Here is an 18,594-nt window from a genome sequence, read left to right as displayed (position 1 = left end):
ATGCCTCCTCAGTGTTCGAACACCATGGCGGAGAAGAACCCCCCGATGCCCACGGCGGCCATCACGTACCGATCGCCCGGCTGTAACCGGCCGAGTTCCTGAGCCGTACGGAAATTGATGAAGGAGTCGGCGCAGAAGCAGTGACCGGTCTCCGGGACGTTGTCCAGCAGGACACGTTCCAGCGGGAAGCCGATGAGCCGGCACACCCGCACCCAGGAGACGCGGTTGACGTTGTGCGGCAGCACCAGGGCCACGTCGTCGAGGGAGATCCCGGCCCGGTCGACGGCGGCGATCAGCACCTCGGCCACCGCGTTCGGATAGACCTGCTGGAAGTCGGCGTTCAGTGCGTCGGTGAGCGCGAGCCCGGAGTTGAACCTGCCATACGTGCGCGTGGCGTATCCGAGCACACGATCGTGTCCGCCGCCGGTGCCGACCAGGAGCGCCGCCGCCCCTTCCCCGTTCACCGCCGCGCCGGGCACCGTTCTCACCATGGTGGTGTAGGTCTTCTCGCCCGCCAGGATGAGGGCGAGGGCGTCGGGATCGCCTTCCGCCGCCAGCAGCCGCCCGGCGAGGTCGACCGCGAGCAGCCCCGACGCGCACGCCTGGTGGACTATGGTGAACGCTTCCGCCCGGCCCAGCCCGAGCGCCCGCCGCACCTCATGAACGTCGCTCCTCGGGTAGGCGGTGGCGACCGGGATGCTCCGCGCCTGGATCACATAGCGCACGCGGTCCTCCTGGCCGCGCAGCTCGCTGAGCTTGCCGGCGGCCGCGAGCATGAGGTCGAAGCCGGTGCCGCCAGGCTCGCGACGGATGTGCGAGAGGCCGAAGAACCGTTCGAACGCCCTGAGCTGCGGGTCCGTCAACCCCAGTTCGTCCTGGAGCGAGGCGATCGCCACGCGTCGCGGCGGCAGGTGCACGGCGACTTCTCGCAGGTCGGTCATCGCTGTTCCACCAGCGTGCTCACGTGATCGGCCAGCGCGTCGATGGTCTCGCAGTCCCAGGCCACGGTCGGGTCTATCGACAGATCGAAATGGTCCTCGATGTCGCCGCACACCGCGAACGCGTAGACCGAGTCCAGTCCGTACGCCGCCAGCGACACCGAAGGACTGATCTCCGACGGATCCTTGCCGAGGTAGGACGCGACCCGCTGGGTCAGCCAGCTACGTAGATCGTCCACGGGCGTCTCCTTCCTTCGTGTCACCGGGTGCCGGGAGACGCGGGTTCCGGCACGGACCTCGCGCGGCAGCCGCCGGTCATGCCGGGCTGTCCCGGTAGCGGGCGCGCATGGCGGGCGTGAGGTCCTCGTGCAGGGCCGTGAGCTCGTCCTTGGTGAACAGCTCGCGGGTCAGCCCACGCTGGATCTTCCCGCTGGTGGTCCGTCGCACCTGGGACGGCCGTACGAGGACCACACCGCCGACCGCCACACCGAAGTCACGCCGGATGGCGCTGCGGATCTCCGCGGCGAGGCCGGACGGCGTCATGTCCTCCAGGGCGTGCGCGCGGCACTCCTGCACGATCACGATCTCCTCGTCAGGGGTGGGAACCGTGAAGGCCGCGCCGACCCCGCGGGCGAGCGCGGGGTGCGCCGCGCGCACCGTCGCCTCCAGATCCTGGGGGTACAGGTTCTGGCCGCGGACGATCAGCACTTCCTTGATGCGGCCCGTCACGTAGAGCTGGCCGTCGTGGATCGTCCCGAGGTCGCCGGTGCGCATGTAGCCGCCGCCCCGGTCGCTGGTCGCTCCGAAGACGGCCCTGGTCGCGTCCGGACGGTTCCAGTAGCCGCGCGTCACGTGGGGACCGCGTACCCAGATCTCGCCGATCCGCCCGTCCGGCAGGATCTCGCACTTCACGGGGTCCACGACGACGACCCCGTCGCGGGCCGCCCCGCAGGAGACCACGAGCCGGGTGTGCTCCTCCGTTCCCGCCTCTGGGCGGGCGGGCGCGAAGAGGCCGAGGCCGAGCTGGTAGGCGTCCACGCCGGTGACGACCATGCCGCGCCGACGGTCGGTGCAGCTCACCGCCAGGGTCGCCTCGGCCAGGCCGTACGAGGGGAGCATGGCCGCGGGATCGAGCCCATGAGGCCGGAAACGCTCGATGAAGGCCTGTTGGGTCGCGGCGTGGATCGGCTCCGATCCGTTCAGCACACGGGTGACCGGGGAGAGGTCGATCCCGGCCGCCTGCGCCTCGGTGACGGCTCGCACGCAGAGGTCGAAGGCGAAGTTCGGGGCGGCGGTGAGGTTGACGCGGTGCCGGTCGAGCAGCCGCAGCCAGGCGTACGGCCGTTTGACGAAGGCGAGGGGGGACATCAGCACCGTCGTGGTGCCCAGGCACAGGGGGGTCAGCAGCAGGCCGATCAGCCCGAAGTCATGGAAGGTCGGCAGCCAGCCGCCGAAGCGCGTGGTCGATGTGGCGCCGGTCACCTGGCAGAAGACCTCGGTGTTCGCCCGGACGTTGCCGTGGTCGACCATGACCCCCTTGGGGTCTCCGGTGGAGCCGGACGTGTACTGCAGGAAGACCAGGCTCTCCGCGTTGGTCGTCCCCGGGTCGGCCCACTGCTCGGCCGGCGGGAGCGCTCCATCGACGGCCAGGCAGGCCATCGTGTCCAGGCCGGCGTCGTGGGCCCACTCCTGCACGGCGTCCAGCCCTGCCTGCTCGGACAGCGCCACTTTGACGCCCGCGTCTCTGGCGATGCCCGCCAGGCGGGCCTGGTGGCTGCGGTGACCGCCGGGCGGCGGCGTCGGAACCGCGATCATGCCCGCGTAGACGCAGCCGAAGAAGGCGGCGACGAAGCCGAGGCCGGGCTCGTTGAGCAGCAGGACCCGATCGCCCGGGTCGGCGTGCAGGTGGAGCAGCGCGGCCACGCGGCGCGCGGTCCGATCCAGCTCGGCGTAGGTGAGGCACTGGTCGCCGGCGGCGTCTATCGGGTTCGTCGCGAAAACGACCGCCTCCTGATCGCCGCGGACGACGGCCCAGTCCCGCAGGAGCGCCGTCAAGGTGTCGTGGTCAGGCATGCAACCCTCCCTGATGGGAACATGATGGGATGATCTCGTCCGGTTGTCGGAGGCGACAGCCGCATTCGGGCGGCCCAAGGGCTATGCCTGATCGGCTTCACAACCCCGCCCGGACGGCCGCGTATCGGACCCGTGCATAGAGCGTGTTCAGGTCATCGAGTTCGGGGCTCGGATGGGGCGAGAGGAAGTGCGAGGTCACCTCGTTCGCCACCCGTGTCGAGGCCGGCACCACCGCGCCGGCGCTCGGGCCGCTCCTCCCCGGATCCGCCCAGCTCTCGGCCGTGTCGAGGGCGGTCAGCACATCGCTCACGTTCCCGGACGACCGGTGCCTGGCCACGAAGACCCCTCGGGACATGTAGCGCCCGGGTGCGGCCGCGGCGAGCACCGGGAGCAGGGCCCGGTTGGCGAGCGTCTCGCAGGCCAGGATCGTCACGACCGGCCGGTCATCCGGCTGCTCGCGCGGCGGCTCGGGCTCGACGCCACACCGGGGACAGGTGACGGGACGCAGGCTGACCTGGGGATCGAGCACCCCTGGTGGCGCGGGGATCGAGGGCGGGACGAGCAGCAGCGCCCGCGCCTCACGCCGTGCCATGCGCTCGGTGATGGTCGCTGCCTCACGCACGGACGAGCTCCTCCAGCCTCGGCCGGGCCGCCGCGCGACCGCGTTCGACGGCCTCGACGCCGAGCCCGGTCAGAGCCGCTGACGAGCGCTCGTCCAGGCGGGTGCGGTCGGCGGCGCTGAGTCCCGAGGCGACCCACGAGGCGATCGCCCGGTGGAGGATCCAGTCCGCGCCGGGGCCCGCGCGTTCACCCGCATCCGCCCCGAGGATGTAGGCCGCGGCCCACAACTCCCGTGCGTACGCGGGGAGGTCCCGGCGCGGCAGGGCGGCGAGGATCCGCCGGGGATCCAGCCCGATCAGGGACGACCAGTCCGCCCAGTACCAGCCGAAGGGATGCTCCACGGGCTCGCCCTCACGGAACAGCCGCAGAAAGCACCGGGAGTCGATGAGCTCGACCGCGAAGGTCCCGCGCTCCCGGTCATCGTACGTGCGCCAGTGGCCGGGGCCGAGGCGCCGGCCGCCCGCGTAGACGGTCGCGTGGAAGGAACCGGGATGTCCGGCCAGGCTGGGCGTGTCCTCATGGTCGACCAGGTGCGGCACGGCGGCGACCACGGGCAGCCCCCGATCGGCGCAGAAGAGCGCGACCATCTCGTCGTCGTCGCGGATGTCGTCGCTGATGGGGGCGAGGTACGCGGCCAGTTCCCCGGCCCGCTCGGCGGGGAGCACGAGCCCCTGCGTCGGGGTCCACTCCGCCGGCGACAGCGGCGCCCACGCGGAGCCGGCCGCCGCCGCCCGCCTGACGAGATACGAGTTCTGCGGGCTGTTCCAGTTGGAGTAGAGGGCGACGGCGTGCCGCGGCCGCGCGCGGACGGCATCGGCCAGGTGGGCGGCGAATCCGGCGCACAGCAGCACGTCGTCCTGCAGGACGAGATGGTGGGTGGCCCCGGGCGGCACGGCCGCCCAGGCGCGCTTGGCCGTGCGCAGCGGACTGGGCGTTCCCGAGGGGTCTGGATCCACGATCACCTGCGCCGCGAGCGGGGCGCACGATGTGAGCAACGGGGGAACCCGATCGGCTCGGCGTGGGTGATGCATGATCGCGACGCTTATGCGGATGTCCATGAAGATGCCACGCGCTCTTTCTGCTCGTCGGCGTCGATGAGGTCCTCGACGGGCACGAATCTGCACCCGCTCACCATGAGGGTCTCGAGGATCAGCGGGATCGCCTCGATCGTCTGCGAACGGTCGCCGCCGCCGTCGTGCAGGAGCACGACGGATCCGAAATCCGTGTCGCCGATCACCTGGTGGGCGATCGCCGAAGCGCCGGGAAGCGCCCAGTCGGCGGCCTCGACGTCCCAGAGCACGGTGGTCTGCCCATGCTCGGCCAGCCACGTGAGCACGTCGGCGTTCCGTCCGCCGAAAGGTGGCCGGAACAACGTCGGGACCTCCCCGGTGATCCCGGCCAGCACCTCGGCCGTCCTGTCCACCTGGGCGAGGACCTCCTGCCTGGTGAGGTCGGGCAGGTAGGGGTGTGACCAGGTGTGGTTGCCCACGCTGTGGCCTTCCTCCGCGATCCGCGCCACCACGTGGGGATGGGCCGCGGCGTGCAACCCGAGGCAGAAGAAGGTGGCGGGCACGTGGTAGTGGCGTAGCAGATCGAGCAGGCGCGGCGTGTGGTCGGGGTCGGGGCCGTCGTCGAAGGTGAGCGCCACCTTCGGACGTACGCGGCGGCCGTGCGCCAGACACCTGCCCGAGGCGACCTGCTCGGCCTCGACGAGCGCGGCCGAGTCCAGGTCGTCCTCGATCCGCCGGTCGAGCCCGGTGAGCGTGCCGGAGTCGGGGGCGATCCTGGTCAATGATGACCCGCGGGTACGGCCGCGTTCCGCCAGGACGACCGGATCCAGCGAGCCGAACGCCCGCCGCGGCGGTGCGACGTCGCCGTCGGCGCGGTAGACGTCGAGTCCCGCGGCCGTCAGATGACCGTCGACGACTCCGTTCGTGTTGTCGATGACGCACATCAGCGGTTCCCGTTCGGCCAGCCGGAGGAGGCGGGCCACGACGTCCCTCACGCCCACGGTTTCGAGACGGAGCGGGGCCACGACGTGGGCACCTGCGGGATCGAGGACGGCCAGCTCGTACGCGCCACCATCCCATCCAACGCCCGCGTACCACATGGCTCAGTCCTGCCGGAGCAGGACGGGTTGGCCGTCCTGCCGGGCCGACGTGTACGCCGCCTCGATGACCTCGGCGGTCGAGACGATGTCGTGGAGCGGACCGACCCACGAAGCGGGTCTCTCCAGCCGGGTGGTGAAGTCCGCGAACAGGTCCGCGAACCATTCCTCGTGGGTGGAGCTGTGCGTCGGCGACTCCAGGGAACGTTCCTCGTCACCTCCTGGCCCGGTCAGCACGGCTGTCCCATCCGTGATGGTCACCGAGGAGGTGGGGCCCGCCAGGATGTAGTGGTTCGTACGCCGGTCGCCGACCCAGCTCAGCTCGATGTCGGCGATGCCCGAGGGGAAGTGCAGCCGCACGTCGATGGACTCGTCGAGCCCTTCGCTCTGCCAGCGGGCCACGGCGGAGACCTTGGCGGGTCGTTCCCCGAAGAGGCGGGCGGCCATGTAGACGCAGTGCGAGCCGTGGTCCAGCAGGATGCCCCCGCCGGCGATCTCCGGGTCACGCCGCCAGTCCGGCCGGTAGGCGTCGTTGCCCCTGGCATGCGTCTGCCGCTCGATGTGGAAGCACACCGTTCTCGGTGTCCCGGCGTCGGCCGCGCACTCCTCCAGCAACCGCATCATCGGCGAGAACAGGTAGTTGTGCGCCGGGTAGAGCAGCCGCCCTGCCCGCCTCGACGCTTCGGCCAGGCCGAGCGCGTCGGCCGTGCGGAAGGCGACGGGCTTCTCGCAGATCACGTGGCTGCCGGATGCCAGCGCTGCCAGGGCCAGGTCGCGGTGGTGACCCGGCGGTGCGCAGACGTCCACGACGTCGGGCGCGTGTTCGGCGCTCAGCTCGGCGAGGTCGGCGTACGCGCGGATGCCGGCCTGCCCGGCCGCCTCGCGTCTGGCCGGCGACGGGTCGGCGATCGCGACCACGTCCACGCCGGCCAGGCGGTCGTAGGCCGACAGCCGGGCCGCGCCGGCGACGCCGAAGCCCGCGATCGCCGCCTTCATCGGGAACCTCCTGTCAGCGTCGCGCGGATCACGCCGGCGGATTCGCGGGCGAGGTCGGCGTCGACGTTGAGCGGCGGATAGAGCCGCAATGTGTTGCCGCCCGTCATGACCAGGACCCCCGCCCTCAGCAGCGCGAGGAACGTCTCGCGTAACACCTCGCCGGACACGGGTTCCTTCGTGGCCTTGTCGGCGACCAGCTCGATGCCGATGGCCAGGCCCAGCCCGCGTACGTCTCCCACCAGCGGCGCCTCGTCGGCCAGCGGGCGCAGCAGTTCCAGCAGTTCGGCGCCGAGCTTGCGCGCGTGTTCCGCGAGGTCCTCCTCGACGAGGACGTCCGTGGTGGCGGCCACCGCCCGGCAGGCCATGGGGAACGCGCCGAAGCTGGAGGAGCTGGCGCTCGGGTCGGAGAAGGGCGCGGCGGACATGTGGGCCGCGGTGGAGATCACCCCGGTGACCGGGTACCCGCCGCCCATGCCCTTCCCCACCGTCACGATGTCCGGGGTGACGTCCTCGTGCTGGTAGGCCATCGGCGCCCCGGTCCGGCCGAAGCCGGTCATCATCTCGTCGGCGATGAGCAGGGCGTCGAACTCCTCGGCCACCTCCTTGAGCGCCGCGAGATACCCGTCGGGCGGAACGACGTTGCCCGAGCGGCCCTGCACGGGCTCGACCACGATGGCTGCGAACGCCCCCGTCGATTCGCGTTTGATGACGTCTCTCGCCAGGTCCACGCACGCGAATCCGCAGGAGGGGCTCTTCAGCTTCAGCGGGCAGCGGTAGCAGTTGGCGTACGGCGCGCTGAAGAAGCCGGCGGGCAGCGGGCCCAGCCCGGCCCTGGCTCCTGACGTGAGCGCCAGGCTGCCCATCGTCTTGCCGTGGAAGCCGCCCCAGAAGGACAGGAATTCGTGTTTCCCGGTGACCGACTTGGCCAGTCTCAGGGCCGCCTCCACGGCTTCGGTGCCGCCGCTGTAGAGCTGGATACGGTCGAGGGGTGCGCTGAGCACGCGGCTCAGGGCGTTCACCATGTCGAGTCGGGCGGGCGAGCCGAACGCGCCCGCGGGTGTGGCGGTGAGCTGGGCGGCCAGCGCCGCGACGTATCGGGGGTGGGAGTGTCCGATCGAGTTGACGCCGCCGGCGCCCTGAAAGTCCACGATCTCGTGCCCGTCGGCGTCGGTGAGCATGGCGCCTTCCGCATGCTCGACGCAGAGCTTCGACCACAACATCACGGCTTGCAGGCCGGGCCCGATGACCCGCTGCTCCGCGGCCCAGTGAGCGTCCGACCTGCTGCGCTCGGACGTCAGTCCAATTGCCATCTCCAGGCCCTTCCAGGTGTGTGTGCTCCAGCGTGCCGACTGTCCAGAGGGGGCATAAGCGGCGATCGGCCGGGCGAGAGGGCATACCCGAACGAGCCGGTGCCGCGGGGCGCTCACCCACCTAGGGTGAGCCAATGGATCATGTCGGGCTGGTCGCCCTCGCCGCCACGGCCGCCGTCGAAGCCGGCTCGCTCCTCGTCACCCGCTACGGCCCCGGCGTCAGGACGCGGGCCAAGAGCGGCCTGCATGACGTGGTGACGGAGGCGGACGGGCAGGCCGAGTCGCTGATCCGTACGATGCTGTCGGCCTCCTGTCCCGACAGCGTGATCGTCGGCGAGGAGACGGGCGCGAGCGGAGCGGGCGAGGTCGAGTGGTGCGTCGATCCCATCGACGGCACGCACAACTTCGCGCGCGGCCTCGGGCTGTACGCGGTGTCGATCGGGGTGTCGGTGCGCGGCGAGCCGGTCGGCGGAGCCGTTTACGATCCGACGCGCGGCGAGTTGTTCACCGCGGCGGACGGCGTTCTCCGGATCGACGGACGGCCGCCGCCCCCGCGCGTCACGGAGCCCGATCCGCTGCCCGTCGTGCTGACCGACATTCCGACGCCAGGGGTCCGGGACCCTGCCGAGGCCCGGTTGCACGCTGAGCTGGTGGAGACGGCAGACGTGCGAAGGATCGGGTCCTCGGCGCTGGCGCTCGCCTACGTGGCCGCGGGCCGGGCCGACCTGGCCGTGAACGCGGACGTGTTCGTCTGGGACGTGGCCGCCGGGCGGTCACTGGTCAGGGCGTCGGGAGGGGGGTTCGTGGGAGTGCCAGGGGAGCCGGGGACGGAGCGCCGGTCCGGTTTCGTGGCCTGGGGCCCGCTCTTCGCCGGGCACGGGAGGCGCCTGTCGGACCGCCTCGCGGAATTCGCGGAGCTCGCTGTCCGGAACTCGTCAAATGCCTGGCCCTGCCCAACAACGACCGTATTTGATGCGAGTCATGACGCCGACCTTTCCTGAAGGCACAGAAACCGCACAGATCAACGTCGCGATTCTCGTCGGCAGCGAGTTGCTTCAACGAGGTCTGGAGACCGTTCTGCGGCAGGTCCCCATGGTGAACCTCACGGTCGACGGCGACGCCTGCGATGTCCTCATCACCACCGAAGCGCTGCCCGGCACACGCGACAAGGACGTCAAGACCCTTCTCCTGCTCGACGAGGCCCAGGTGACCGGCCCGGAGTTCACCCTCTCATCGGAATTCGACGGTTATCTCATCCAGGAGGACATCACCGCGAATCATCTGCGCGACGCCATTCACCGGGTGATCGCGGGCGAGCTGGCGATCCCCGACCGGCTGGCGCGGGAGCTGCTCACGCGCGCGTCAGGCCCGTCGGCGGACGCCCCGCAGCGCCGTCCGCCGGTCAGCCTCACCGCACGGGAAAGCGTGACGCTCTCCCTGCTCGCCGACGGCCTCAGCAACAGGCAGATCGCACGTCGCCTGTCGATCTCGGAGCACGGCGCGAAAAGGCTGGTGGCCAGCGTGTTGCTGAAACTCGACTCGCCCAACAGGACCGCGGCGGTCGTCACGGCGATCAAGGCCCGCCTGATCGAATACGCCTGAGGCGCGGCAACAGCGGCCGGAACGTACGCTCGCGCAGCATCCCCTTCCACACCCCGACCGCGCCCACGACGTCGTCCAGCACGTGCGCGGCGACGTACCTGGCCGGGTCGAGCGGCGGGCGGCGCTCCACCCACTCGGCCAGAGCGGGCAACGCCAGCGCTGCGACGAGCGGGAGGCGCAGCCGGGGGACGGCGATCGCGGCGGGGAGGGCCAGCGGCCACCACACCTGCGCCATCGACGCCCCTGCCAGGCGGCCCGCCGTCAGCGTGTCGGCGACGGCCAGCGCGGCCGCCCGCGCGGGCTCGCCGGGCAGTTCCCTGGCCAGGCCGGCTGCATGGGCGGCCACGCAGGAGGCCGCCAGGCCCGCGCGGGCCGCCCGGCCAGGGGCGCACACCGCGGCGGCCCAGGCCAGGACCCCCCACGCGGACGCGTCGAGCGCCGGGATGGCCCCGGGGTGCCTGCGGTCCAGCGCCGCGACCGAGGTGCCGTACTCGACGCGGCGGGCCAGCCAGGTGCCCAGCCGGATCCTGTGACGGTGGGCGACCCTCGCGCCGGGCTCATAGCGGACCTGCCACCCCGAAGCGACCAGCCGCCAGACGAAGTCGACGTCCTCTCCCAGGGCGAGCCGCTCGTCGAAACCGGCTCCCGCCGCCGCTCGCCGGACCACGAGCGCCGCCGTCGGCGCGTACGGCACCAGGCCGTCGGGCCTCACCACCGCGGCGGTGTCCCCCATGTCGAGCGCGGAACGGGCGGCCTCGTAACGCGACAACCACCCGCGGTCCGCGCCGTACGACACGATACGCGGGGCCACCGCCGCGACCTGCTGGGCGGCGAAGTGCGGCAGCAGCCGGTCCAGCCAGCCGGGTTCAAGGACGCAGTCGGAGTCCACGAACGCCACGTAGGGCGTGGTCACCGCGGCCAGCCCGGTGTTCCTGGCGGCGGCCGGGCCGCCTCGCGTGTCCCGGCGCACATAGGTGGCCCCGGCATCGGAGACGACCTTCGACACGGCCCGCTCGTCCGGAGAACCGTCGTCCACCACGATCACCGCGAGCCCGCGCAGCCCGGCAAGGCACGCGGCCAGCTCGCGCACCCGCCCGTGCACGGGAACGACGACGGTCACCTCCGCCTCCGCGGGGCCGCCCGCTTCGGGCTCCGGCCGCAGCACGCCCGCCTCCACCAGCAGACGGGCGAGTGCGCGATGCGAGCCGGAGACCGGCCGCCCGGCCCGCCAGCGGGCGACCTCGTCGGCCTGGGCCCGATCGAGGCGCAGCACCCGGCGGGGATGGCCGCCCACCAGAATACGTCCGTTCGCCAGAACACGGGTGCCGGGGTCCAGCCGCGCGATCATGCGTCCTCCCCGAGCCGCGCCACCTGAACATCCCGGGAGAGCTGGTCGACCAGCAGCCGTTCGACGCCCCACAGGTACCGTTCGATGGCGTCGGGAGGCATGTACGTGGTGTCGGCGCACAACGACAGCAGGACCGAGCCGGGATGCCCGGGTGTGTCCCCCACTTGCGCGAAGAAGGTGACGCCGTCCTCGTCGGTGTCGTCCGCCCAGCGGAGTTCGGAGGCGGCCGGGGCGCCGGGTGTGGTCACCGGTGCGGAGTTCGTCCTGTAGTCGTTGAAGAAGGAGCGCAGCTCCGGATGCCCGCCCCTCTCCTCACCGAGTTCGGCGATGATGTCCCAGGCTTTGTCCGGATCGAACCTGCCGTGGCGGTACGCACGGATGGACGATTTCCAGGTCGCCTGGATCACGTCGGAGAACGCCGGGCCAGCCACCTCGATCAGCGCCGGAACGTCCTGCGTGAGGGTGCCCACGGCATGCCGCAACTCGGCCGGGATCCGGTTGCCCGCCACGAGCAGCAGCGCCACCTCCTGACGGCCGGTGACCGCGCCGAGCATCGTGGCCGCGGCGGCCAGGGCCACGGTCGAGCTGCCGACGCGGTAACGGGCGGCCAGGGTGTCCAGCGCGGCGGCGGCCACGTACGAGCCGAGGCCGGCCTGCCGGTAGCGAGGCGTCTGAGCGGGCCCGGCCGGCCGCGGGAAGTTGGCGCGGGGGAAGGCGCTCAGCGTGGAGCGGACGTGGGCCAGCGCGGCCGACTCCATCCGCCGCCCCGAGGCGGACTGCTCCGCGGCCGCCACGTCGAGCGGCTGGGCCGCCGGCGCGGGCTCGGGCGACGGGCCGCCCTCCGCCCGGCAGCGGAGCATGCGCTCCAGCTCCGCGGCGAGCAGCCGGGTGCTCTGCAGATCCGCCGCCAGATGGGTGACGCACACGACGACCGCGTACGGCACGCCGTCGCGCGCCGCCACGGCTGCGCGGAAGGGCGCGTCGGCGGCGTGGTCGAAGTCCGTGCCGCGGAGCCGCGCCGCCAGCGCGTCCACCTGTTCCTGGCCGGTTTCCGGATCGTCCAGGATGCCGACCAGGATCTCGCCGGAGGCGAGCACCCGCTGCGTGAGCCCGCCCTCATCGGTGAAGACGGTGCGGAGGGACTCGTGCCGCCCGACCAGCTCGGCCGTCGACTCCAGCACGTCGTCCAGGCCGATCCCCTCGGCGACCGCCAGCGGGCAGGCGACGTTGTACGGCGTGCCGTCCGGCATCTGGCGTAGGTCACGCCAGACCTGCCGCTGGCCCCACGTGGCCGGGCCCGTTTCCGCGCGAGTCCCGGTGAAGGGGACCTTGTGCCAGGTCAGATCGTTCATATCCCTTCCTCAGCCATGGCCGTCAGCCGGACTTCCAGGTAGATGTCGTTGAGCTCGGTTTCGGATTCCGGCGTGTGCGGGCCGGTGAACATCGGCCGGAGGTCGCCGTCTCGCGCCCTGGTCACCGCCGGCAACGTCGCCTCACCGGCGTCGCCCGCGGCGCCGTGCCCGTCCGTGAGGGCGTCCGCCCAGCTCTCGCTCCGGTCGACGGCCCGCAGGTCCCGGCCTCCCAGCCGCGCCACGGCCCGCGTCCGGTACGCGAGCGGCCCCGTCCCCTGCTCGATCGCGACGGCCATGGGCAACACCGCCCGCGGAGTCAGCCATTCGCAACCGAGCACGGCGAGGGTGGGCAGAGTGGTCTGCTCGCCGGTCACGCTCCAGTGGTCGAACGGCGGATCAGCGCCGGCGGCACCGCAGACCGGGCACGGCACCACCCGCATCACCACGTCGGGAGCGGGCGGGCGGATGACGCCGGGTGGCTGGTCGGGGGCGATGAGGCGGTTCAGCCGCGCCTCCCTGCGGGCCATCCGCGCCGCCACCGACCTCAGGTCCTCAACCGGCGACATCGGCGGTCCTCCTGACCGAGAAACCTTCCAGGCACGCCTCCGTCAGCGCGGCGCGGCCTTCATGGCCGAGCCGCGCACGGTCGGCGGGCCGCAGGCCGGACTCGACCCAGGTGGCCAGGGCCGGCCGGAGCCAGTCCGTGCGGCCGAACGCGAAGGTGTCCGCCCCGAGCAGGTATCCCGCCGCCCAGACCTCGGCCATCACACCCCGTCCCGGGACCACGCGCGGATCGATGCCGACCAGCGGCGCCCAGTCGTGCCAGTACCAGCCGTACTCGTGTCCCGCCGGCTCCTCGGTGTGCGGGCGGGTGAAGCGCAGGTAACAGCGCGAGCCGCGGAGCTCCACCACGTGCTCCCAGGGATCCGCCCGCTCGAACCTGGCCGCCAGCACCGCGTCCTGTGCGGGATCGCGCGCCCAGTGCGCCGCCGGCGGCGGGGTCCGGCCGGCGAACACGGTCGCGCGATACACGTCCTCGTGCGTGGTGAGGGATTCGACGGCCCCCTTCTCCACGAGGTGAGGGATGGTGGCCAGCATCGGCGACCGCCGCTCACGGCAGAACCGGGCGATCATCTCGTCGTCGTCGATCACCTCGTCGGGAATGGGCTCGAGATAGCGGGCCAGCTCACGCGCCTGGTCGGCGGGCATCAGGAGGGCGACGGCGGGAGCCCAGTCGGTGCGGGAGAGCGGGGCCCACGCGGCGCCCGCCGCCGCGGCCCGGCGTACGAGATAGGCGTTCTGCGGGCTGTTCCAGTCGGAGTAGAAGGCCACCACGTGCTGCGGCCTGGCCTCGACGGCGGCCATGACCTGCGCGGCGAAATCGTCGCAGAGCAGCGCGTCGTCCTGGATGACCAGATGGTGGGTGGCGCCCTCGCCCACGGCGGCCCACGCGCGCTTGGCCGTGCGCAGAGGGCTGCGGATGCCCGACGGGTCGGGATCGGTCACCACCCTGGCGACCAGCGGCAGGCAGGCTCGGACCAGGGAGCCCACCAGATGGGCGCGGGCCGGATGATGCATGATCGCGACGCTGACCTTCATCGTGCCCCCTCGGGGAACCGGCGGCGGACGAATTTGCGCGTGAGCAGTGGCACTACCAGCACACCTGCGGTGTTCAGAACGGCGAGCGTCCAGTAGAAGCCCTGGACGCCGACAGCCCCCGCGAACAGGGCTCCGGCGACGACGCCTCCGAGGAAGTACGGAACGTTCAGCAGGAGCGCGAGGACCCCGCCGCCGATCTGCTCGATGATCACGATGGCGGTGACCGTGATTCCCATGCACCCGTACGTGAGCCCGACGATGCCGAGGAAGAGCTCAGTCTGCGCGGCGACGTCGGGCGTCCCGGCGACCAGCGTGGCGAGCGGAGCGCGGGGCAGCCACACCGCGAGGGCCAGCACCGCGTAGGTCAGCCACGCCAGCCCCATGCCCGCCTTCAAGACCGGCAGCATCAGGTCGGGCCGATCGGCTCCGCGCAACCGGTTCATCGTGATCGCCGTCGCGGAGCCGATGGCGGTGGACGGTACGAGGATGAGTGTCTCCAGGGCCACGGCCACCGAGAACCCGGAAACGACATCGGGACCGAACGGTGCCACCACCCACATCAGGCCGAAGTTGCTCACCGCGATCACCAGGAACGAAATCGTGATCGGCCCGCCGGCACCGGCCAGGTGGGTGAGCACCTCTGGGCGCCAGGTGAACGTTTCCCTCGATCGCCATACGTCGGTCCTGGCCAGCGCGAGGAAGGCGTAGGCGAGCGCGGCGACGGCTCCGGCCGCCATGGCGATCGGCAGCGCGTACGTGCCGAGGCCGGTGCCGAACCCGAGGACGGCTACCGTGGCGATCTCCACACCGGCGCCCACCAGGACCACACCTGCCGCGCTGCGCGCGTGGCCGTACCCCCTGAGACTGGACGAGCACAAGGACACCGGCAACCACAACAGGTTGGCACAGCAAATCCAGCGGACGAAGGAGACGAAGTCCGCCGTGGAACCGACCGGTACTTCGAGCAGCGAGGCGATCCAAGGAGCGCCCGCGATGACGGCCAGAGCGACGACCCCCCACACCGCCCCTCCCACGACGGCCATGCTCGCCGCCGAGGGCAGCACGTCCTGGGGTCGTCCCCGGCCACGACTCAACGCGGCGGCGACCTGGTTGCTGATGTCCAAACCCATCTGCAAGGCGATGAAGAGAAAGGCGAGCGGCATGTAGAGCGATCTGAGGTAAAGCGCCTCCTCGTCCACGCGGCCCATGATGGCCAGGATGATGAGCGGCGTGACGACACCCACGATCTCGCCGTACAGGATCGGAAAAGCCAGGCGGGCGATCTCCGGGCGGCCCGCCCACGGCACGGACTCAGGCGGACGAACGACCTGCGCCACGATTTCCCCTTCCGGGTGAATGCAAAACACGCTGCATTTCGGCAACCATAGCCACGGCGGTGAACGGCGACCAGCTGACTGAACGGCTATGCCCGTTCAGGTCCTATTACCGGAATAGGGAACGGGTTAAGGTGCTGGGCATGCAGGAATCAATGGGCGTCGCGATAGTGGGATGTGGATATGTCGCCGACTACTATGCGACCACTCTCCCCAATCACCCGCAGCTCAAAGCGGTCGGCGCCTATGACCGGGATCCGGCGCGGGCCTCGGATTTCAGCCTCCACCACGGCATTCCCGTTTTCGCGTCCATGGCCGACCTGCTGGCCGACGAATCCGTCCGCATCGTGGTCAATCTCACCAACCCGCGAAGCCATGCCCACGTGACCAGGGCGGCTCTTGAGGCGGGCCGGCACGTCTATTCGGAAAAGCCTCTCGCCCTTTCCCTCCCCGAGGCGCGCGAGCTCGTGGAGCTGGCCGAGTCCCGCGGTCTGACCCTCGGCACCGGCCCGTGCACCCTGCTCGGGGAGACGGCTCAGACGGTGTGGCGCGCGCTACGCGACGGTGCCGTGGGGCGCCCCAGGCTGGTCTACGCCGAACTCGACGACGGGGCCATCCACCAGATGCCGTACTGGACGTGGACCAGTGCGTCCGGCGCGCCGTGGCCCTACCTGGACGAGTTCCGCGTGGGCCCGGCCCTGGAACACGCGGCGTACTACCTGAACTGGCTGACCGCCTTCTTCGGCCCGGTCACGGAGGTCACGTCGTTCTCGGCGCTGGTGGTCCCCGGCAAGGTGCCCGGCATGACCGGCTGTGACTTCGCTCCCGACTTCACGACCGCGGCCCTGCGCTTCACCTCGGGAGTGATCGCCAGGCTGACCTGCTCCACGCTGGCCCCCGAGGACCGTGCACTGCGGATCATCGGAGACGACGGCGTGCTGCACGTCGCCGAGTGCTGGGACTACGGCGCCGGTGTCACCTTGCGGACGCTGGTGCCCGCCGAGCGGCGCGAGTCGTCCGATCACTACCTTGAGCCGCCGGTGTCCTTCCCCCTGGTCCGGCCGGCCGACTACCACCACAGCTACAAGGAGTCGCCCGAGCAGGAGCCGCACGACATGGACTTCGCGCGGGGGGTGGCCGAAGTGGCCGACGCCGTCATCGAGCGCCGCGGGGCGCGCGTGTCAGCCCGGCAGGCCCTGCATGTTCTGGAGATCATCCTGGCGATGACGGAGTGCGGCACGACCACGATCGAGTCCACGTTCGAGCCCGTGACGCCCATGCCGTGGGCGGGCCTTCCGGCATGACGGCGCTCGGCTGGGGCGTGCTGGGGGCGGCTCGCATCGCGCGCTCGGACTTCCTTCCGGCGGTGGCGGCGTCCCCCTCGGCGCGCCTCGCCGCCGTCGGCGCCCGCGATCTCGGCAGGGCCGCGGAGATGGTCGAAGGCCATCCCGGCGCCCGGGCGTACGGCTCCTATGACGAGGTCCTGTCCGATCCGGCCGTCGACGCGATCTATGTGGCGCTGCCCAACTCCCTGCACACCGAGTGGACCGTGCGCGCGCTGGAAGCCGGCAAGCACGTGTTGTGCGAGAAGCCGATGGCGAGATCGTCGGCCGAGGTGCAGGAGATCGCGGCCGCTGCCGGCCCAGGCCGGCCGGTGGTGATGGAGGGGTTCATGTACCGCTTCCACCCCCAGTACGACACGCCCGCCTTCACGGCGCTCCTCGCCGAACTCGGCGAGATCACCACCGCACACGCGCACTTCTCCGTTCCACTCGAAATCCCGGACGACTTCCGCCTCTCCGCCGAGCTGGGCGGCGGAGCGTTCTGGGATCTCGGCTGCTACTGCGTGCACGCTCTGATGTGGCTGCTGGGTGACGTTACCGAGGCCCGCGGGACGTTCACCGGTCATCCGGACGTCGCGGGCTCCGCGTGGCTGCGCTTCGCATCAGGTGCGACGGGCACGGCGTCCTGGGGGTTCACCGGCACGTTCGCCGAACGGCTCCTGCTGGTGGGCACGGCCGGCGTCCTCGATCTGGAGCTCCCCTTCCTGGCGTCCGGCGCGGGCACCATCCGCCTCGCGACCGAGCACGGCGACCGGACGTGGACCCCCGCGGCGGGCAACCAGTTCCGCACGCAGGTGGACCACTTCAGCGCGGTGGTCAGGGGAGATGCGGACCTCCGCATCCCCCTCTCAGAAACCCTGCGCTGGGTGACCGTCGCGGAGAACCTGCGTTAGGGAAACAGCTCTCCGATCTGGCCGATCGCCTGCCTGCGCGAGGCACGTGCGTAGACGATCCTGTTTCCGCAGGTCAAAGGTAAGTGCGTGGAAGGCCGGCGTGTCGCCCGGAGACGCCTCTCGGCCGGCGCGGCCAGGCCCATGGCGCGGCGGTCGACTCGTGCGATCAGCCCGGAACCGGATGACCTGAGCAGCCACGTTACGGCATACCCGCGTTGTACCAAGGACATACCCGGGTTATACCAACGACTGCTAGAAATCATTTACTCCATTCGTTTCCTTGCTCAAGGAGTGGGATCGATGCGGAAACCGGCGATACTGGCTGCCGCTGGTGGCGGGCGCATACGTGTTGACGAGCCCTGCTCCGCGTTCGTGAAACCCGCCGGCTCAAGGACGGGGCGGAATTCCCGAAAGCAGCATGGCAACGGTCGCGGGTGTCGGTCCGCATACCCCAGGCACGCCGGCGACGTGCGTCGTCCGTATTTCTCGCAGCTGTTCGAGGCCTGCATTCGAGGGAAAACACATGTACGTATTGATGGAATGGCTCAACGCCTGCATGCGTGGTGGGCTGATCAGCAGGACGCAGCAGGAGGTCATCCTGCTGCTCGCCGCCGGATGGACCGATGAGGCCGTCGGCAACAAGCTGGACATCTCCTCGCGCACCGTCCAGCGGCACGTCTCCCGCACCATGACCCTCGTGGGTGCGCGCAGCCGGCTCGAACTCGGCATTCTGTTGTCCAGCCGCGCGCAGTCATGGGTGATGCGCAGGGCCCAGTCGAACCGGCAGTCGATCGCTCTGGAACCGGCGACCGGCTGAGGGCCTGCGGACAAGCGGCTCCCAGCACCCCGGGTTCGCAGCATCCTGGTTTCGCGGCATCCCGGGTTCGCGGCCGGGCCACTGCCCGCCGCACCGCCGTGAGGTGCCGCGCAGCTTCCGTGCGGCAGTGGCGATCAGCGCTCGACCTCGCCTCTGATGAACTTCTCGACGTAGTCGCGGGCCTGGTCGTCGGAGTACTGCTCGGGCGGCGACTTCATGAAGTAGGAGGACGCCGACAGGATGGGCCCGGCGATGCCCCGG

General features: G+C 71.1%; 18 protein-coding genes and 1 pseudogene. 5 read left to right on the top strand and 14 right to left on the bottom strand.

Annotated features, from left to right (window positions below; translation table 11 throughout):
• Positions 1-8 precede the first annotated feature (8 nt).
• The 8 genes from E1294_RS18365 to E1294_RS18330 form a co-directional block, all read right to left on the bottom strand.
• Entirely contained in the window at positions 9-941 is a 933-nt protein-coding gene (locus E1294_RS18365; RefSeq protein ID WP_132509731.1) for a 3-oxoacyl-[acyl-carrier-protein] synthase III C-terminal domain-containing protein, read from the bottom strand.
• Complete coding sequence (locus E1294_RS18360) at positions 938-1,177, bottom strand: acyl carrier protein (RefSeq protein ID WP_246083093.1); 240 nt, start codon at positions 1,175-1,177, stop codon at positions 938-940. The genes E1294_RS18365 and E1294_RS18360 overlap by 4 nt, the downstream gene beginning before the upstream one ends.
• A gap of 76 nt (positions 1,178-1,253) precedes the next feature.
• The gene (locus E1294_RS18355; RefSeq protein ID WP_132509729.1) at positions 1,254-3,011 is read right to left on the bottom strand and encodes a fatty acyl-AMP ligase; all 1,758 of its coding nucleotides are present in this window, start codon (positions 3,009-3,011) and stop codon (positions 1,254-1,256) included.
• Between the two features lie 97 nt (positions 3,012-3,108).
• The gene (locus E1294_RS18350; protein ID WP_132509728.1) at positions 3,109-3,633 is read right to left on the bottom strand and encodes a hypothetical protein; all 525 of its coding nucleotides are present in this window, start codon (positions 3,631-3,633) and stop codon (positions 3,109-3,111) included.
• Positions 3,626-4,588, bottom strand: coding sequence for a hypothetical protein (locus E1294_RS18345; RefSeq protein ID WP_132509727.1), 963 nt, complete (start codon positions 4,586-4,588; stop codon positions 3,626-3,628). Before E1294_RS18345 ends, E1294_RS18350 begins: the two co-directional genes overlap by 8 nt.
• A gap of 86 nt (positions 4,589-4,674) precedes the next feature.
• Complete coding sequence (locus E1294_RS18340) at positions 4,675-5,742, bottom strand: polysaccharide deacetylase family protein (RefSeq protein WP_132509726.1); 1,068 nt, start codon at positions 5,740-5,742, stop codon at positions 4,675-4,677.
• Positions 5,743-5,745: 3 nt separating this feature from the next.
• On the bottom strand, positions 5,746-6,735 hold the full coding sequence (locus tag E1294_RS18335) for a Gfo/Idh/MocA family protein (protein WP_132509725.1): 990 nt from the start codon (positions 6,733-6,735) through the stop codon (positions 5,746-5,748).
• Entirely contained in the window at positions 6,732-8,045 is a 1,314-nt protein-coding gene (locus E1294_RS18330) for an aspartate aminotransferase family protein (protein ID WP_132509724.1), read from the bottom strand. Before E1294_RS18330 ends, E1294_RS18335 begins: the two co-directional genes overlap by 4 nt.
• 134 nt (positions 8,046-8,179) lie before the next feature.
• Between E1294_RS18330 and E1294_RS18325 the strand changes: the two genes are divergently transcribed.
• Entirely contained in the window at positions 8,180-9,046 is an 867-nt protein-coding gene (locus E1294_RS18325; protein WP_132509723.1) for an inositol monophosphatase family protein, read from the top strand.
• On the top strand, positions 9,027-9,647 hold the full coding sequence (locus tag E1294_RS18320; protein ID WP_165977352.1) for a response regulator transcription factor: 621 nt from the start codon (positions 9,027-9,029) through the stop codon (positions 9,645-9,647). The genes E1294_RS18325 and E1294_RS18320 overlap by 20 nt, the downstream gene beginning before the upstream one ends.
• Here the strand turns inward: E1294_RS18320 and mftF are convergent.
• From mftF to E1294_RS18295, 5 genes are read right to left on the bottom strand one after another with little or no spacing between them, the layout of a single operon-like run.
• A complete protein-coding gene (mftF, locus tag E1294_RS18315; protein WP_132509721.1) occupies positions 9,619-10,995 on the bottom strand; it encodes a mycofactocin biosynthesis glycosyltransferase MftF in 1,377 nt (458 codons plus the stop codon). The genes E1294_RS18320 and mftF overlap by 29 nt on opposite strands.
• Positions 10,992-12,347: a condensation domain-containing protein gene (locus E1294_RS18310; protein ID WP_132509720.1), complete on the bottom strand. Its 1,356-nt coding sequence runs from the start codon at positions 12,345-12,347 to the stop codon at positions 10,992-10,994. Before E1294_RS18310 ends, mftF begins: the two co-directional genes overlap by 4 nt.
• Positions 12,344-12,913: a hypothetical protein gene (locus tag E1294_RS18305; protein ID WP_132509719.1), complete on the bottom strand. Its 570-nt coding sequence runs from the start codon at positions 12,911-12,913 to the stop codon at positions 12,344-12,346. The genes E1294_RS18310 and E1294_RS18305 overlap by 4 nt, the downstream gene beginning before the upstream one ends.
• Entirely contained in the window at positions 12,900-13,946 is a 1,047-nt protein-coding gene (locus E1294_RS18300) for a hypothetical protein (RefSeq protein ID WP_132509718.1), read from the bottom strand. Before E1294_RS18300 ends, E1294_RS18305 begins: the two co-directional genes overlap by 14 nt.
• On the bottom strand, positions 13,943-15,283 hold the full coding sequence (locus E1294_RS18295; RefSeq protein WP_132509717.1) for an MATE family efflux transporter: 1,341 nt from the start codon (positions 15,281-15,283) through the stop codon (positions 13,943-13,945). Before E1294_RS18295 ends, E1294_RS18300 begins: the two co-directional genes overlap by 4 nt.
• A 140-nt stretch (positions 15,284-15,423) precedes the next feature.
• On the opposite strand from E1294_RS18295, the gene E1294_RS18290 reads away from it, so the two are divergent.
• The 3 genes from E1294_RS18290 to E1294_RS18280 all read left to right on the top strand — a co-directional run bounded on the left by E1294_RS18290 (position 15,424) and on the right by E1294_RS18280 (position 18,333).
• A complete protein-coding gene (locus E1294_RS18290) occupies positions 15,424-16,584 on the top strand; it encodes a Gfo/Idh/MocA family protein (RefSeq protein ID WP_132509716.1) in 1,161 nt (386 codons plus the stop codon).
• Positions 16,581-17,516, top strand: coding sequence for a Gfo/Idh/MocA family protein (locus E1294_RS18285; RefSeq protein WP_132509715.1), 936 nt, complete (start codon positions 16,581-16,583; stop codon positions 17,514-17,516). Before E1294_RS18290 ends, E1294_RS18285 begins: the two co-directional genes overlap by 4 nt.
• A 523-nt stretch (positions 17,517-18,039) precedes the next feature.
• On the top strand, positions 18,040-18,333 hold the full coding sequence (locus E1294_RS18280; RefSeq protein WP_165977351.1) for a helix-turn-helix domain-containing protein: 294 nt from the start codon (positions 18,040-18,042) through the stop codon (positions 18,331-18,333).
• A gap of 134 nt (positions 18,334-18,467) precedes the next feature.
• Here E1294_RS18280 and E1294_RS55875 read toward each other — a convergent pair.
• Positions 18,468-18,594: pseudogene (locus tag E1294_RS55875) on the bottom strand (inositol-3-phosphate synthase); the annotation flags it as partial.

Source organism: Nonomuraea diastatica, from assembly GCF_004349015.1.
GTDB lineage: Bacteria > Actinomycetota > Actinomycetes > Streptosporangiales > Streptosporangiaceae > Nonomuraea > Nonomuraea diastatica.
Note: the sequence above shows the minus strand (reverse complement) of the source record. Positions and strands in the feature narration are given on the sequence as shown.

Excerpts from the sequence above, each read along its gene's own strand:
- E1294_RS18365 (WP_132509731.1), bottom strand. The coding sequence starts at position 941 with ATGACCGACCTGCGAGAAGTCGCCGTGCACCTGCCGCCGCGACGCGTG.
- E1294_RS18355 (WP_132509729.1), bottom strand. The coding sequence starts at position 3,011 with ATGCCTGACCACGACACCTTGACGGCGCTCCTGCGGGACTGGGCCGTC.
- E1294_RS18340 (WP_132509726.1), bottom strand. The coding sequence starts at position 5,742 with ATGTGGTACGCGGGCGTTGGATGGGATGGTGGCGCGTACGAGCTGGCC.
- E1294_RS18335 (WP_132509725.1), bottom strand. The coding sequence starts at position 6,735 with ATGAAGGCGGCGATCGCGGGCTTCGGCGTCGCCGGCGCGGCCCGGCTG.
- E1294_RS18330 (WP_132509724.1), bottom strand. The coding sequence starts at position 8,045 with ATGGCAATTGGACTGACGTCCGAGCGCAGCAGGTCGGACGCTCACTGG.
- E1294_RS18325 (WP_132509723.1), top strand. The coding sequence starts at position 8,180 with ATGGATCATGTCGGGCTGGTCGCCCTCGCCGCCACGGCCGCCGTCGAA.
- E1294_RS18320 (WP_165977352.1), top strand. The coding sequence starts at position 9,027 with ATGACGCCGACCTTTCCTGAAGGCACAGAAACCGCACAGATCAACGTC.
- mftF (WP_132509721.1), bottom strand. The coding sequence starts at position 10,995 with ATGATCGCGCGGCTGGACCCCGGCACCCGTGTTCTGGCGAACGGACGT.
- E1294_RS18310 (WP_132509720.1), bottom strand. The coding sequence starts at position 12,347 with ATGAACGATCTGACCTGGCACAAGGTCCCCTTCACCGGGACTCGCGCG.
- E1294_RS18305 (WP_132509719.1), bottom strand. The coding sequence starts at position 12,913 with ATGTCGCCGGTTGAGGACCTGAGGTCGGTGGCGGCGCGGATGGCCCGC.
- E1294_RS18300 (WP_132509718.1), bottom strand. The coding sequence starts at position 13,946 with ATGAAGGTCAGCGTCGCGATCATGCATCATCCGGCCCGCGCCCATCTG.
- E1294_RS18290 (WP_132509716.1), top strand. The coding sequence starts at position 15,424 with ATGCAGGAATCAATGGGCGTCGCGATAGTGGGATGTGGATATGTCGCC.
- E1294_RS18285 (WP_132509715.1), top strand. The coding sequence starts at position 16,581 with ATGACGGCGCTCGGCTGGGGCGTGCTGGGGGCGGCTCGCATCGCGCGC.
- E1294_RS18280 (WP_165977351.1), top strand. The coding sequence starts at position 18,040 with ATGTACGTATTGATGGAATGGCTCAACGCCTGCATGCGTGGTGGGCTG.